At 72.7% G+C, this 13000-nt stretch carries 10 protein-coding genes; 6 read left to right on the top strand and 4 right to left on the bottom strand.

Annotated elements, in window-relative coordinates; genetic code table 11:
• Window positions 1-105: 105 nt before the first annotated feature.
• Window positions 106-1779, bottom strand: a complete 1674-nt coding sequence (locus BLW57_RS09775; RefSeq protein ID WP_093473743.1) for a PucR family transcriptional regulator — start codon at window positions 1777-1779, stop codon at window positions 106-108.
• 343 nt (window positions 1780-2122) lie between these two features.
• Here BLW57_RS09775 and BLW57_RS09770 point away from each other — a divergent pair, with 343 nt between their 5' ends.
• The 5 genes from BLW57_RS09770 (at window position 2123) to BLW57_RS09750 (ending at window position 8856) form a co-directional block, all read left to right on the top strand.
• Window positions 2123-3016, top strand: a complete 894-nt coding sequence (locus tag BLW57_RS09770) for an FAD binding domain-containing protein (protein ID WP_093473742.1) — start codon at window positions 2123-2125, stop codon at window positions 3014-3016.
• A complete protein-coding gene (locus BLW57_RS09765; RefSeq protein ID WP_093473740.1) occupies window positions 3016-3600 on the top strand; it encodes a (2Fe-2S)-binding protein in 585 nt (194 codons plus the stop codon). Before BLW57_RS09770 ends, BLW57_RS09765 begins: the two co-directional genes overlap by 1 nt.
• Before the next feature lie 5 nt (window positions 3601-3605).
• Window positions 3606-5990: a xanthine dehydrogenase family protein molybdopterin-binding subunit gene (locus tag BLW57_RS09760; RefSeq protein WP_093473739.1), complete on the top strand. Its 2385-nt coding sequence runs from the start codon at window positions 3606-3608 to the stop codon at window positions 5988-5990.
• A 208-nt stretch (window positions 5991-6198) separates the two neighbouring features.
• The gene (locus BLW57_RS09755) at window positions 6199-7656 is read left to right on the top strand and encodes an NCS2 family permease (RefSeq protein WP_093473737.1); all 1458 of its coding nucleotides are present in this window, start codon (window positions 6199-6201) and stop codon (window positions 7654-7656) included.
• A gap of 48 nt (window positions 7657-7704) precedes the next feature.
• Window positions 7705-8856, top strand: coding sequence for an XdhC family protein (locus tag BLW57_RS09750; RefSeq protein WP_093473736.1), 1152 nt, complete (start codon window positions 7705-7707; stop codon window positions 8854-8856).
• A gap of 10 nt (window positions 8857-8866) precedes the next feature.
• Here BLW57_RS09750 and BLW57_RS09745 read toward each other — a convergent pair whose 3' ends face one another.
• On the bottom strand, window positions 8867-9307 hold the full coding sequence (locus BLW57_RS09745; RefSeq protein ID WP_093473734.1) for an SRPBCC family protein: 441 nt from the start codon (window positions 9305-9307) through the stop codon (window positions 8867-8869).
• A gap of 912 nt (window positions 9308-10219) precedes the next feature.
• Entirely contained in the window at window positions 10220-10987 is a 768-nt protein-coding gene (locus BLW57_RS09740) for a polysaccharide deacetylase family protein (RefSeq protein ID WP_256339809.1), read from the bottom strand.
• A 189-nt stretch (window positions 10988-11176) separates the two neighbouring features.
• Here BLW57_RS09740 and BLW57_RS09735 point away from each other — a divergent pair, with 189 nt between their 5' ends.
• Complete coding sequence (locus BLW57_RS09735; RefSeq protein WP_093473731.1) at window positions 11177-11818, top strand: phosphoribosyltransferase; 642 nt, start codon at window positions 11177-11179, stop codon at window positions 11816-11818.
• Between the two features lie 145 nt (window positions 11819-11963).
• Here BLW57_RS09735 and BLW57_RS09730 read toward each other — a convergent pair whose 3' ends face one another.
• Window positions 11964-12806, bottom strand: a complete 843-nt coding sequence (locus BLW57_RS09730) for a patatin-like phospholipase family protein (protein ID WP_093473729.1) — start codon at window positions 12804-12806, stop codon at window positions 11964-11966.
• Window positions 12807-13000 lie beyond the last annotated feature (194 nt).

The following is a 13000-nucleotide window of genomic DNA, read 5'->3' as shown; positions in this document are numbered from 1 at the left end:
TTCCAGCATCTGTCGCGGGGCGGGGCCAAGACGTCGGGTGAAAGATTTCACAAAGTCGTGGGGCGCGAGCGTGACCGGATCCGGCCCCTCGCGCCCCCGCTGACCTCAGCTCATGCGCAGGGCCAGGAAGAAGTCCAGCTTGTCCTCCAGGCGCGAGAGGTCCCGTCCCGTCAACTGCTCGATACGGCCCACCCGGTAGCGCAGCGTGTTGACGTGCAGGTGCAGACGGGTGGCGCAGCGGGTCCAGGAGCCGTCGCAGTCGAGGAACGCCTCGAGGGTCGGGATCAGCTCCGCCCGGTGGCGGCGGTCGTAGTCCTTCAGGGGGTCCAGGAGGCGTGCCGTGAAGGCGCGGCGGACGTCGTCGGGGACGAACGGCAGCAGCAGGACGTGCGAGGCCAGTTCCTGGTGGCCGGCCGCGCAGACCCGGCCGGGACGGGCCGCGGCGACCCGGCGGGCGTGCCGGGCCTCCTCCAGGGCGCCGCGCAGCCCCTCCGCGGAGTGCACGGCCGCGCTCACGCCGAGGGTGAGCCGTCCGTCGTCGTTCAGACCCGCCGTCAGCGGTTCCCGCACCGACTGCAGCAGGGAGTCGGCCAGCAGCCCCGTCTCGGAGCCGTCGTGCTCGGCGGAGACCGCGGGCAGCGGGACCAGGGCGATGGCCTCGTCGCCGGTGTGGGCCACGGCGATGCGGTCCGAGGGCTCCGGGCCGGTCGCCAGCGGGTCGACCAGCACTTCCTCCAGGAGCGACTGGGCGACCGGACCGCCCTCGGCCTCCTGGCCCTCCCACTCGACGCGGGCCACGACGACCTGCCAGTGAGGGGCCGTGCCGAGCCCGGGCAGCAGCACCGGCGCGGCCACCCGCAGCCGGGCCGCGATCTCGGCGGGAGCGGCGCCCGTCTGGACCAGTTCCAGCACCTCCTGGGCCAACCGGCGCCGGACCGTGCGGGCCGCGTCCCGGCGGTCCCGCTCCACGGCGATCAGCTGCGTGACGCCCTGGAGCAGGTCCAGGCGCTCCTCGGGCCAGTCGCCGGCGTCGGCCTCGACGGCCAGCAGCCAGTCCGACAGGACCGTCTCGCGGACGTCCCGGGCGGCCTGCGGGGAGCGGCCGGAGGAACGGACCGGGAAGAGCGAGTACGTCACCCCGTCCAGCAGGAAGCGGTGCGGTCCGCGCCGTCCGGTGCGGGTGGCGGCCAGGTGCTCGGCGGCGAGCCGCGCGCAGGTCTCGACGGGCAGCGCCGGGCCCGTCTCCTTGGAGCCGGCGATCAGGCGGCCGGTGGGGGAGAGCACCCAGGCGCGCAGGTCCAGGTCGGTGCCGAGCAGGTCCAGGACGACGTCCGGGCCGCCGCCCGCCGGGCCCGAGGTCATCATCCGCCGGTGCCGGTCCACGACCGCCGCCAGGTCCCCGGCACGCTCTCCGGAGACCTGCCGTACGACGTGCTCGGTGATCGACGCGAACGCCACCGACTCGTGCACCGCGAACAGCGGCAGCCGGTGCCGGGCGCAGGCCAGCACCAGGTCCTCCGGCACATCGCCCAGCTCGGCCTCGCCGGCGGCGAGGGCCGCCACCCCGGCCTGCACCAGGATGCGGACGAACGGCTCGGAGTCGTCGGCGTCCCGGCGCCAGGCCAGGCCCGTGAGGACCAGCTCACCGCCGGAGAGGTAGCGGGACGGGTCGCGCAGGTCGGTCGTCATGACCCCGCGGACCGACCGGTCCAGCTCGTCCTCGCCGCCGAGCAGCCGCAGGCCCAGCGCGTCGGTGTCCAGCAGTGCGCGCAGCCGCATCTCGTCGCCGCCGTTCTCTGTCTCGAAACCTACGATGGATCTTTGAGGGTGACGGGAGGGTCACCCGGAACCGGACGCTCGGGGGCGTATCCCGGGGTCCGGGTGCCGTTTCCCGCGTTGCCCAGGGAAAACCGAGAGGCTACCGATGACCTCCGTTCATACGAATCTACAAGATGCTCGCCCTGGCCAGCGAACTCCTTCATGGTTTCGGTGACTGACCCCGCCGGAGTACGGAGCGGTGTACTGAGTCCACTCCGCGTTAACAGGACATGAACGAGCCGGGCCCGCCGCACACGGATTGGCTCAATCTGAACGACCCACGAGACGAAGAAGAGAGCCGGTCATGGACTTCCTTCGCCCCGCCAGCTGGGAGGAGGCGCTCGCCGCCAAGGCCGAGCACCCCACCGCTGTGCCGATTGCGGGTGGCACCGATGTGATGGTCGAGATCAACTTCGACCACCGCCGGCCCGAGTACCTCCTCGACCTCAACCGCATCGGCGACCTCTCCGAGTGGGAGGTGGGCGAGGACTCCGTACGGCTGGGTGCCTCCGTCCCGTACACCCGGATCATGGAGAACCTCCGTGCCGAGCTGCCGGGCCTGGCGCTCGCGTCGCACACGGTCGCCTCCCCGCAGATCCGCAACCGCGGCGGCGTCGGCGGCAACCTCGGCACGGCCTCGCCCGCCGGTGACGCCCACCCCGCCCTGCTGGCGGCCGGCGCGCAGGTCGAGGCGGAGTCGGCGGCCCGCGGCACCCGGCTCATCCCCATCGACGAGTTCTACACGGGCGTCAAGCGCAACGCGCTCCAGCCCGACGAGCTGATCCGCGCCGTGCACATCGAGAAGGCCGACGGCCCGCAGCAGTACTCGAAGGTCGGCACCCGCAACGCCATGGTCATCGCCGTGTGCGCGTTCGGCCTGGCCCTGCACCCCGGGACGCGCACCGTGCGCACCGGCATCGGCTCGGCCGCCCCCACCCCGGTGCGGGCCAAGGCCGCCGAGGAGTTCCTGAACGCGGCGCTCGAAGAGGGCGGCTTCTGGGACAACGGCAAGATCATCACCCCTTCGGTCGCCAAGCAGTTCGCGGAGCTGTGCTCCGGCGCCTGCAACCCGATCGACGACGTCCGGGGCACCGCGAGCTACCGCCGCCACGCGGTCGGCGTGATGGCCCGCCGGACGCTGACCTGGACCTGGGAGTCGTACCGCGGCGCCCGCCGCACCACCGAGGGAGCTGCGTAATGCGCGTCAACTTCACCGTCAACGGACGCCCGCAGGAAGCCGACGACGTCTGGGAGGGCGAGTCCCTGCTGTACGTCCTGCGCGAGCGCCTCGGGCTGCCCGGCTCCAAGAACGCCTGCGAGCAGGGCGAGTGCGGCTCCTGCACCGTCCGCCTGGACGGCGTCCCGGTCTGCTCCTGCCTGGTCGCGGCCGGCCAGGTCGAGGGCCGCGAGGTGGTGACCGTCGAGGGACTCGCGGACTTCGCCAAGCAGCGCGCCGAGAGCGGCTGCGCGACCGGCGCCTGCGGCGGCACCTCGCTGGACGAGGCCAAGCAGTGGCAGGCCAAGGGCACCGACTCGCAGACCGGTGAGGGCGCCGAACTCTCCCCGATCCAGCAGGCGTTCATCGACGCCGGCGCCGTCCAGTGCGGCTTCTGCACCCCCGGTCTGCTCGTCGCCGCCGACGAGATGCTGGAGAGCAACCCGAACCCGAGCGACGCGGACATCCGCGAGGCGCTGTCGGGCAACCTGTGCCGTTGCACGGGCTACGAGAAGATCATGGACGCGGTCCGCCTGGCCGCCGCCCGCCAGTCCGAGGGGGTCTGACAGACATGCCGACCAACGGCGCTCCTACGAAGATCACGCAGGGCTCGCAGACCAAGGGCGGCATCGGGGAGTCCACGCTCCGCCCGGACGGCACCCTCAAGGTCACCGGCGAGTTCGCGTACTCGTCCGACATGTGGCACGAGGACATGCTGTGGGGCCAGATCCTGCGCTCCACCGTCGCGCACGCCGAGATCGTGTCGATCGACACCTCAGAGGCCCTCGCCATGCCGGGCGTCTACGCCGTCATGACGTACGACGACCTGCCCACCGAGGTGAAGAACTACGGCCTGGAGATCCAGGACACCCCGGTCCTCGCGCACGGCAAGGTACGCCACCACGGCGAGCCGGTCGCGATCGTCGCCGCCGACCACCCGGAGACGGCCCGCCGCGCCGCCGCCAAGATCAAGGTGGACTACCGGGAACTGCCCGTCATCACCGACGAGGCCTCGGCGACCGCCCCGGACGCGATCCTCGTCCACGAGGGCCGCGACGACCACCACAGCGGGCACGTCCCGCACCCCAACATCGTGCACCGCCAGCCGATCGTCCGCGGCGACGTGGCGCGGGCCCGTGAGCGGGCCGACGTGATCGTCGAGGGTGAGTACACCTTCGGCATGCAGGACCAGGCCTTCCTCGGCCCCGAGTCCGGCCTGGCCGTGCCCGAGGAGGACGGCGGCGTCCACCTCTACATCGCCACCCAGTGGCTCCACTCCGACCTGCGCCAGATCGCGCCGGTCCTCGGCCTGCCCGAGGACAAGGTGCGCATGACGCTGGCCGGCGTCGGCGGCGCGTTCGGCGGCCGCGAGGACCTGTCGATGCAGATCCACGCCTGCCTGCTGGCGCTGCGCACCGGCAAGCCGGTGAAGATCGTCTACAACCGGTTCGAGTCCTTCTTCGGGCACGTCCACCGGCACCCGGCGAAGCTCTACTACGAGCACGGCGCCACCAAGGACGGCAAGCTCACGCACATGAAGTGCCGGATCGTCCTGGACGGCGGCGCCTACGCCTCCGCCTCCCCCGCGGTCGTCGGCAACGCCTCCTCCCTCTCCGTCGGCCCGTACGTCGTCGACGACGTCGACATCGAGGCCATCGCCCTCTACACCAACAACCCGCCCTGCGGCGCCATGCGCGGCTTCGGCGCGGTCCAGGCGTGCTTCGCCTACGAGGCGCAGATGGACAAGCTGGCGACGAAGCTGGGCATGGACCCGGTGAAGTTCCGCCAGCTGAACGCGATGGAGCAGGGGACGCTCATGCCGACCGGGCAGCCGGTCGACTCCCCGGCCCCGGTCGCCGAACTCCTGCGCCGCATCAAGGCGATGCCGCTGCCGCCCGAGCGCCAGTGGGAGTCCAGCGAGGGCGCCGACGTACGGCAGCTGCCCGGCGGACTGTCCAACACCACGCACGGCGAGGGCGTCGTCCGCGGGGTCGGCTACGCGGTCGGCATCAAGAACGTCGGCTTCTCCGAGGGCTTCGACGACTACTCCACCGCCAAGGTGCGCATGGAGGTCATCGGCGGCGAGCCCGTCGCCACCGTGCACACCGCGATGGCGGAGGTCGGCCAGGGCGGGGTCACCGTCCACGCGCAGATCGCCCGCACCGAACTCGGCGTCGCCCAGGTGACCATCCACCCCGCCGACACACAGGTGGGCTCGGCCGGCTCGACCTCGGCCTCCCGGCAGACCTACGTCACCGGCGGCGCCGTGAAGAACGCCTGCGAACTGGTCCGCGAGCGGGTCCTGGAGATCGGGCGCCGCAAGTTCGGCTCCTACCACCCCGCGTGGGCGACCGCCGAACTCCTGCTGGAGGGCGGCAAGGTGGTCACCGACGGCGGCGAGGTCCTCGGCGACCTGGTCGACGTCCTGGAGGGCGAGGTCGTGGAGCTGGAGGAGGAGTGGCGGCACCGGCCGACCGAGCCCTTCGACCTGCGCACCGGCCAGGGCAACGGTCACGTCCAGTACTCCTTCGCCGCGCACCGCGCGGTGGTCGAGGTCGACACCGAACTGGGCCTGGTCAAGGTCATCGAACTGGCCTGCGCCCAGGACGTCGGCAAGGCGCTCAACCCGCTCTCCGTCATCGGCCAGATCCAGGGCGGCACCACCCAGGGCCTGGGCGTGGCCGTGATGGAGGAGATCATCGTCGACCCGAAGACGGCGAAGGTCAGGAACCCCTCCTTCACGGACTACCTGATCCCGACCATCCTCGACACGCCGACCATCCCGGTCGACGTCCTCGAACTCGCCGACGACCACGCGCCCTACGGGCTGCGCGGCATCGGTGAAGCCCCGACTCTGTCGTCCACCCCGGCCGTCCTCGCGGCGATCCGGAACGCGACCGGGCTGGAACTCAACCGCACTCCGGTGCGGCCCGAGCACCTCACGGGGACCGTGTAACACCCAGACTCTCCGGGCGGTGTGAGGGAACGTCACACACTCCGCCGCGCCGCCCGGAGGAACCCCTTTGAGTTCCGCACCGCTCGCGGTCCTCGAAGCACCAGGAAATTCGTTCGTCTCGGGCCGTCCCCCGGGCCGTCCATTCCCAAATCCCGTGACCGTCAGGGCGGTTGCACGGGTGCCCCTGTGAACCTTGGGAGATGGCACCATGACCCAGCAGTCAGTGGAGCCCAGGACCGCGTCCGAAGACGCCGGCGACGGCAGTCGCATCCCGGCCGGACGGTCCTGGCTCGACAGGTACTTCCACATATCCGGAAGAGGATCCACAGTCGCGCGTGAGGTGCGCGGCGGCATCACCACCTTCATGGCGATGGCGTACATCCTCCTGCTCAACCCCCTCATCCTGTCCGGCAAGGACGCGGCGGGGGACACGCTCGGCCAGAAGGCGCTGATCACCGCGACCGCGTTCGCGGCGGCCTTCACCACGCTGCTGATGGGCTTCGTCGGCAAGGTGCCGCTCGCGCTCGCGGCCGGCCTGTCCGTCTCCGGCGTGCTCTCCTCGCAGGTGGCCCCCAACATGACCTGGCCGCAGGCCATGGGCATGTGCGTGATGTACGGCGTGGTCATCATGCTGCTGGTCGTCACCGGCCTGCGCGAGATGATCATGAACGCGATCCCGCTGGCGCTCAAGCACGGCATCACCATGGGCATCGGCCTGTTCATCGCGCTCATCGGCTTCTACAAGTCCGGCTTCGTGCACCAGGGCAAGGCCACCCCGGTCACCCTCGGCCCCGCCGGTGAACTCGCCGGCTGGCCGGTGCTGCTCTTCGCCGGCACGCTGTTGCTGATCTTCATGCTCCAGGCCCGGAACATCCCCGGCGCCATCCTCATCGGCATCGTCTCCGGCACGATCGTCGCCGCCGTGCTCAACGGTCTCGGCGTCATCGACCCGAAGCAGTGGGCCAACGGCGCCCCCGAACTGCACGGCACCGCGGTCTCGATGCCCGACTTCTCGCTCTTCGGCCACGTGGAGTTCGGCGGCTGGGAGAAGGTCGGCGCGATGACGATCGGCATGATCGTCTTCACCCTCGTCCTGGCCGGCTTCTTCGACGCGATGGCCACCATCATCGGCGTCGGCACGGAGGCCGGGCTCGCCGACGACAAGGGCCGGATGCCCGGCCTGTCCAAGGCGCTGTTCATCGACGGCGCCGGCGGTGCGATCGGCGGTGTGGCGGGCGGCTCCGGCCAGACGGTGTTCATCGAGTCGGCGACCGGCGTCGGCGAGGGCGCCCGCACGGGCCTGGCCTCCGTCGTCACCGGCCTGTTCTTCGCGGCCTGTCTGTTCTTCACCCCCGTGACCGCGATCGTCCCCCAGGAGGTCGCCTCCGCGGCCCTGGTGGTCATCGGCGCCATGATGCTGATGAACGCCCGGCACGTGGACTGGGCCGACCGCGCGACCGCCGTCCCGGTCTTCCTGACGGTCGTCCTGATGCCGTTCACGTACACCATCACCTCCGGTGTCGCCGCGGGCGTCATCTCCTACGTCGCCATCAAGACCGGCCAGGGCAAGGCCCGCGAGATCGGCGCCTTCATGTGGGGGCTGGCCGTGATCTTCCTGGTCTACTTCGCCCTTCATCCGATCGAGGGCTGGCTCGGCGTGCACTAGCCGCCGCGCCGAAAGCCCTTCCGCGCAACCCCGTTAGGAGACCGACAGATGCTGGACATCGCCGAGGAGCTCAACCGGTGGGTCGAGCAGGGCCGTGACTTCGCCGTCGCCACCGTGGTGGCCGTCGGCGGCAGCGCCCCGCGTCAGCCCGGCGCCGCCCTCGCGGTGGACGCCGACGGCACGGCGATCGGGTCGGTCTCCGGCGGGTGCGTGGAGGGCGCCGTGTACGAGCTGTGCCGGCAGGCGCTGGAGGACGGGGAGACCGTCCTGGAGCGCTTCGGCTACAGCGACGAGGACGCCTTTGCCGTCGGCCTGACCTGCGGCGGCATCATCGACATCCTCGTCGTGCCGGTCCGGGCGGACGGTCCCGCCCGGCCGGTGCTCGCGGCCGCGCTGGCCGCCGCCGCGAGTGGGGAGGCGGCGGCGGTCGCGCGGATCGTGGAGGGACCGGCACAGCTGCGGGGCCGGGCCCTCCTCGTCCGTCCCGGCGGCTCCACGGACGGCGGCTTCGGCGGCCACCCCGAACTGGACCGCACGGTCGCGGCCGAGGCCGGCGCCTTCCTGGACGCGGGGCGCACCGGCACCCTGGAGATCGGCGAGCAGGGCTCGCGCTGCGGGTCCCCGCTCACCGTCCTGGTCGAGTCCTCCGTGCCCGCGCCCCGCATGATCGTCTTCGGTGCGATCGACTTCGCGTCCGCGCTGGTCCGGGTCGGCAAGTTCCTCGGCTACCACGTCACGGTGTGCGACGCCCGACCGGTGTTCGCCACCCGTGTCCGCTTCCCGGAGGCCGACGAGATCGTCGTCGAGTGGCCGCACCGGTACCTGGAGCGCACCGAGACCGACGCCCGTACGGTCCTCTGCGTCCTCACCCACGACGCCAAGTTCGACGTCCCCCTGCTCGAACTGGCCCTCCGGCTGCCCGTCGCCTACGTCGGTGCGATGGGCTCCCGCCGCACCCACCTCGACCGCAACGAGCGGCTGCGCGAAGTCGGCGTCACCGAGCTGGAACTGGCCCGCCTGCGCTCCCCGATCGGCCTCGACCTCGGCGCCCGTACGCCCGAGGAGACGGCCCTGTCCATCGGCGCGGAGATCGTCGCCCACCGCCGGGGCGGCAGCGGGGTGTCCCTGACGGGCGCGCACACCCCGATCCACCACGACACGGCGGCCCGGCCGGCGCGGCGCATCGGCTCGGTCGCCTGAGAGGCGTCGTTCAGGCCTTCCCGAGCAGCTGGTCCGCCGCGCGGCCGAACATGACGCGGGCCGTCCGGTCCAGGACGCCGTCGAAGAGTCGGGGCAGGAGGCGGATGCGCACTTCCTCCCGCCACACCACCCGGCTGCGGCCTCCCGGCCCCGGCCGGACCTCGATCTCCGCCCAGCCCAGGACGACCCGGCCGCGCTTCTCCAGCCGGCACAGGCCGGGCTCGCCGCCCACCGGGGGGCGCCAGACCGTCACCTCCATGACGTCGTCGACGGTCACCGGTCCGACGCCCGAACGGGCCACGAAACGCGTGCCCTCGTGGGTCGGCGGCGCGGTGAGCACCTCGATGCTGGTCAGCGGGACCACGTCGGCGTGGCGGGGCCATTCCGTCAGCCTGCGCCACGCCTCCTCGGGGGCGAGCGGGGGCGTGCGTTCGAAGGAAAAGGTGGGCACGGCACGATCGTAGGGAATCGGCGGCGTCCACCAGCGCGTTCGTCCCCGGCTCACCTGACCGGCCCAACGGCCGTCCGCCGCGGGAGCGTCCGGCCCGCCGCCGAACGGCGTGTCCGAAAGGCTCCGGGAACGCGCCCGGCATACGGAGATCGGCGTTCCGGCGGGCGGGTCCGGGCATGCCGCCCGTCGGTCGGACATCTCCGAGGGGGCCACCGGTGGAGCGGATCGGCTTCGTCGTACTGGCCGTGACCGCCGCCCTGTTGGTCTCGGGCGCCCTCGACAGCGGCCGTGCGGCCCGCCGGGTGGCCGCCGTCGCCGTCGCGCGCCGGGCGGAGCCCGTGGCCGGCGCCTACGCGATCGCCTACCTGCGGGCCTGGACCCGGCTGCCCTCCGGCCGCAGGACGACGTCGAGGCCGCGTTCGCCGACGCGGTCGTACGCACCGCGCCACTGCCGGCGACCACGGGCTGTCCTGGCAGGCGCCGGACGACGAGCGTGTCGACCTCCTTCCGCAGCGGCTCGTCGGCGAGGGCCTCTTGAACGATCCCGTGCGTGCGGGCGCCGCCCTGACCGCCTCCGCGTACCTCGTGCCGGCGATCGCGGTCTCCTGGCTGCTCACCGTGGCGGGCGTCGCACTCGCCTGGCTGGACGGCTCCTACGGGATCCTGGCCGGATACCTCCCCGTGCTCGTGGTGCCGTGGATCCTGTGGTGGGGCGACAGCCGCCGCCACCCGGGACCGCCGCCGCTGGGCAGACGCCGTCAGGCGGGCGAAGAAGGGTGCCTGGGCGCCCGATCCTCACCCCGGACCGGACCGGGGCGACCCGGAGGTGCTCGGCCAGGTGGCCCGGCCCTGCACGGCAGGCGTGCGCTGCCCGGCAGGCATCCGCTCGCTCCGCCGCCCCCGCCCCCGGCCTCAGGGCCGGTACACCTTGCCCGGCTCGGGCTTGCCGGGCGCGAGCAGCTGAGGGACCGTCACGAAGACGTAGCCGCGCTCCTTGAGGGCGTCGATGATGCCAGGCACCGCGGGCACGGTGCCCTTGTAGATGTCGTGCAGCAGGATGATCCCGTCCCGTGACGCCTGGTCGAGGACCCGCTGGGTGATGAGGTCCGAGTCCTCGGTCGTGTAGTCCTTGGCGGTCACGCTCCACAGCACCTCCGCCAGGCCCAGCTCCTTGCAGATCTCGTGCACGTCGGCGTCGGTACGGCCCTGAGGCGGGCGCATCAGCGTCGGCTTGCGGCCGGTGAGCCGCTCGATCTCGTCGTTGGGCCGCTTCAGCTCCGCCCGTATCTGCGCGTCGGATATCCGGGTGAGGATCTTGTGGTCCCAGGTGTGGCTCGCGACCTCGTGGCCCTCGGCGGCCATCCGCTTGACCAGCTCCGGGTACTTCTCGATGTGCCGCTTGCCGAGCAGGAAGAAGGTCGCCGGGACCTTCTTCTCCTTGAGGATGTCGAGCAGCGCCGGCGAGTTCTCGCTGGGGCCCGCGTCGAAGGTGAGCGCGATGCACTTGGCCTGGCGGCAGTCGACGGTCCCGAGCCTGCCCGGCGCCCCGTGGGCCGCCTCGGCGCGCGCGGTGCTCGGTGCGGTGGTGTCGACCTGGGCGCAGCCGGACAGCGCCAGCGCGAGGCAGGCCGCGGCCGAAAGGAGCGCCGCCGGACGCAACCCGCGGCGCCGTTCGCGCATCTTCCTGGGCGGAGGCGCGGGCGTCGAGGACGTGGTCGGGACACCGGTCGGGATCCCGTCGGTCGAAAGAGGCATGCGGGGACTATACACTCAGTGTATAGAGCATGTGTGCGAATTCCGGGGTGTGATCCGCGGTACACCTCGTCGCCGTAGCACCATGGAGGCAGGGGCTCCGCGGAGGAGGACGACATGCGCTTCCGGGACCGCGCCGAAGCCGGCCGGGAACTCGCCGGGCTGCTGGCCGACGCGCAGGCGCGGGGAGAGCTGACCGATCCCGTGGTGCTCGCCCTGCCGCGCGGGGGCATCGCCGTGGCCGAGCCCGTCGCCCGGGCTCTCGACGCCCCGCTGGACGTACTCGTCGTCCGCAAGATCGGTGCCCCGCACCACGAGGAGTTCGCCGTCGGCGCGCTCGCCGGTGACGACCCGCCGCTCTTCGACGCGGACACCCTGGACCAGTTGGGCCTGACCGAGAAGTCGATGGCCCCCGTGGTCGAGCGCGAACGGCGCGAACTGCGCCGCCGCGAACGGCGTTACCGGGGTGACCGGCCGGTCCCCGAGCTGGCCGGCCGCACGGTGATCGTCGTCGACGACGGCCTGGCCACCGGTGCCACCGCCCGCGCGGCCCTGCGCCACCTCCGGCGCCGCCGGCCGGCCCGGCTCGTCCTGGCGGTGCCCGTCGGCGCCCCCGACTCCGTCGAACTGCTCGCCGCCGAGGCCGACACCATCCTCTGCCCGCACCGCCCGACGGGCTTCTCCGCCGTCGGCCAGTGGTACGAGGACTTCGGCCAACTCACCGACGACGAGGTACTGGCGGCACTGGCGGCGCATTGACCCGGGTCCCCTCCGTGACCGGTCACGCCTCCCGGCGCCGCGCGCATCGGTCGGGCACCGGCTGGTGGCATTAATGGGCGGTCGGCACGGGGGCCGTCAGGGATGGGCGCACCGGTCGCCGTGGGGCCTCGGGGCGCCGGCTCGTTCAGTCCTGACCCCACCCCAGCTCCAGGCTCCGGCCCTGGGCGCGGCCCGCCTTCGCTGCCGGGCGGCGGGTGGCGGGGTCCAGGGCGTTGTCGCCGATCGCCGCCAGTGATGCCTCGTCGGGGGCGATGAGCCGCACCTCGGCGCCCCGGGCGCGCAGTTCTCCGACGCACCGCTCCAACGGCTGGTCGCTGGGGAACGGCTCCGTGGTGCCGAGCGGCACGAGCACCAGCACCCGGTCGGCACCGGTGGCCAGGTCGACGTTGGCGATGGACCGTACCCCGCCGTCCATGTACCGGTGTTCACCGATCGTCACCGGGGGCCACACGCCCGGCACGGCGCAGCTCGCCGCGACGGCGTCCACCAGCGGCACTCCGGAGTCCCGGTCGAAGACGCGCGGCTCACCGCTGCCGGCGTCCACCGCGACGATCTTCACCGCCCGCTCCGGCCATCCGTGGGCCGGCAGCCGGGACGCGATCACCGCGTGCCGCTCCCGCTCGGAGACCGTCGGCGCGGCGAGCGCCGCCCGGCCGACCGCGCGCCGCAGATCCGCCGTGGAGGCGGCCGACTCGGCGGCGGCGCCGATCTCCGCGGCGAACTTCTCCAGATCCATCTCCGCCGCGATCTCGGCGGACTGCAGCGCGGGGTCCACCTGCCGGGCGTACAGCTCCTCCAGGCCCAGCCCGCTCCCCAGCTGCGCCGCCACCGCGGAACCGGCGGAGGTCCCGACGAGCAGGCCCGCCCCGCTCACGTCCCGCCCGGCATCGGCGAGCCCCGCCAGCAGCCCGGTCATCCAGGCGATACCGCCCACCCCGCCGCCGCCCAGCACCAACGCCTCACTCATCACGGCTCCTTGACTGCTCGTAGGTCCTTGATCCCCTCGGGAACGACACCGCGGACGGCGTGGGCATTCCCGGACACCACCGGGGACCGGCCGGACGCCCCGGAGGTGCCCCGCGCGGTGCCTCCTCGTAGCCTGGGAGGGATCCCGACGCCCTCGGAACCGGGAGGCCGGGCCGGGCCGGGACGGGAGGTGCT

The sequence above is a fragment of the Streptomyces sp. 1222.5 genome, assembly GCF_900105245.1.
Lineage (GTDB): Bacteria > Actinomycetota > Actinomycetes > Streptomycetales > Streptomycetaceae > Streptomyces > Streptomyces albidocamelliae.
The sequence above is the reverse complement of the archived record's forward strand: the minus strand, read 5'-3'. Positions and strand labels throughout refer to the sequence as shown.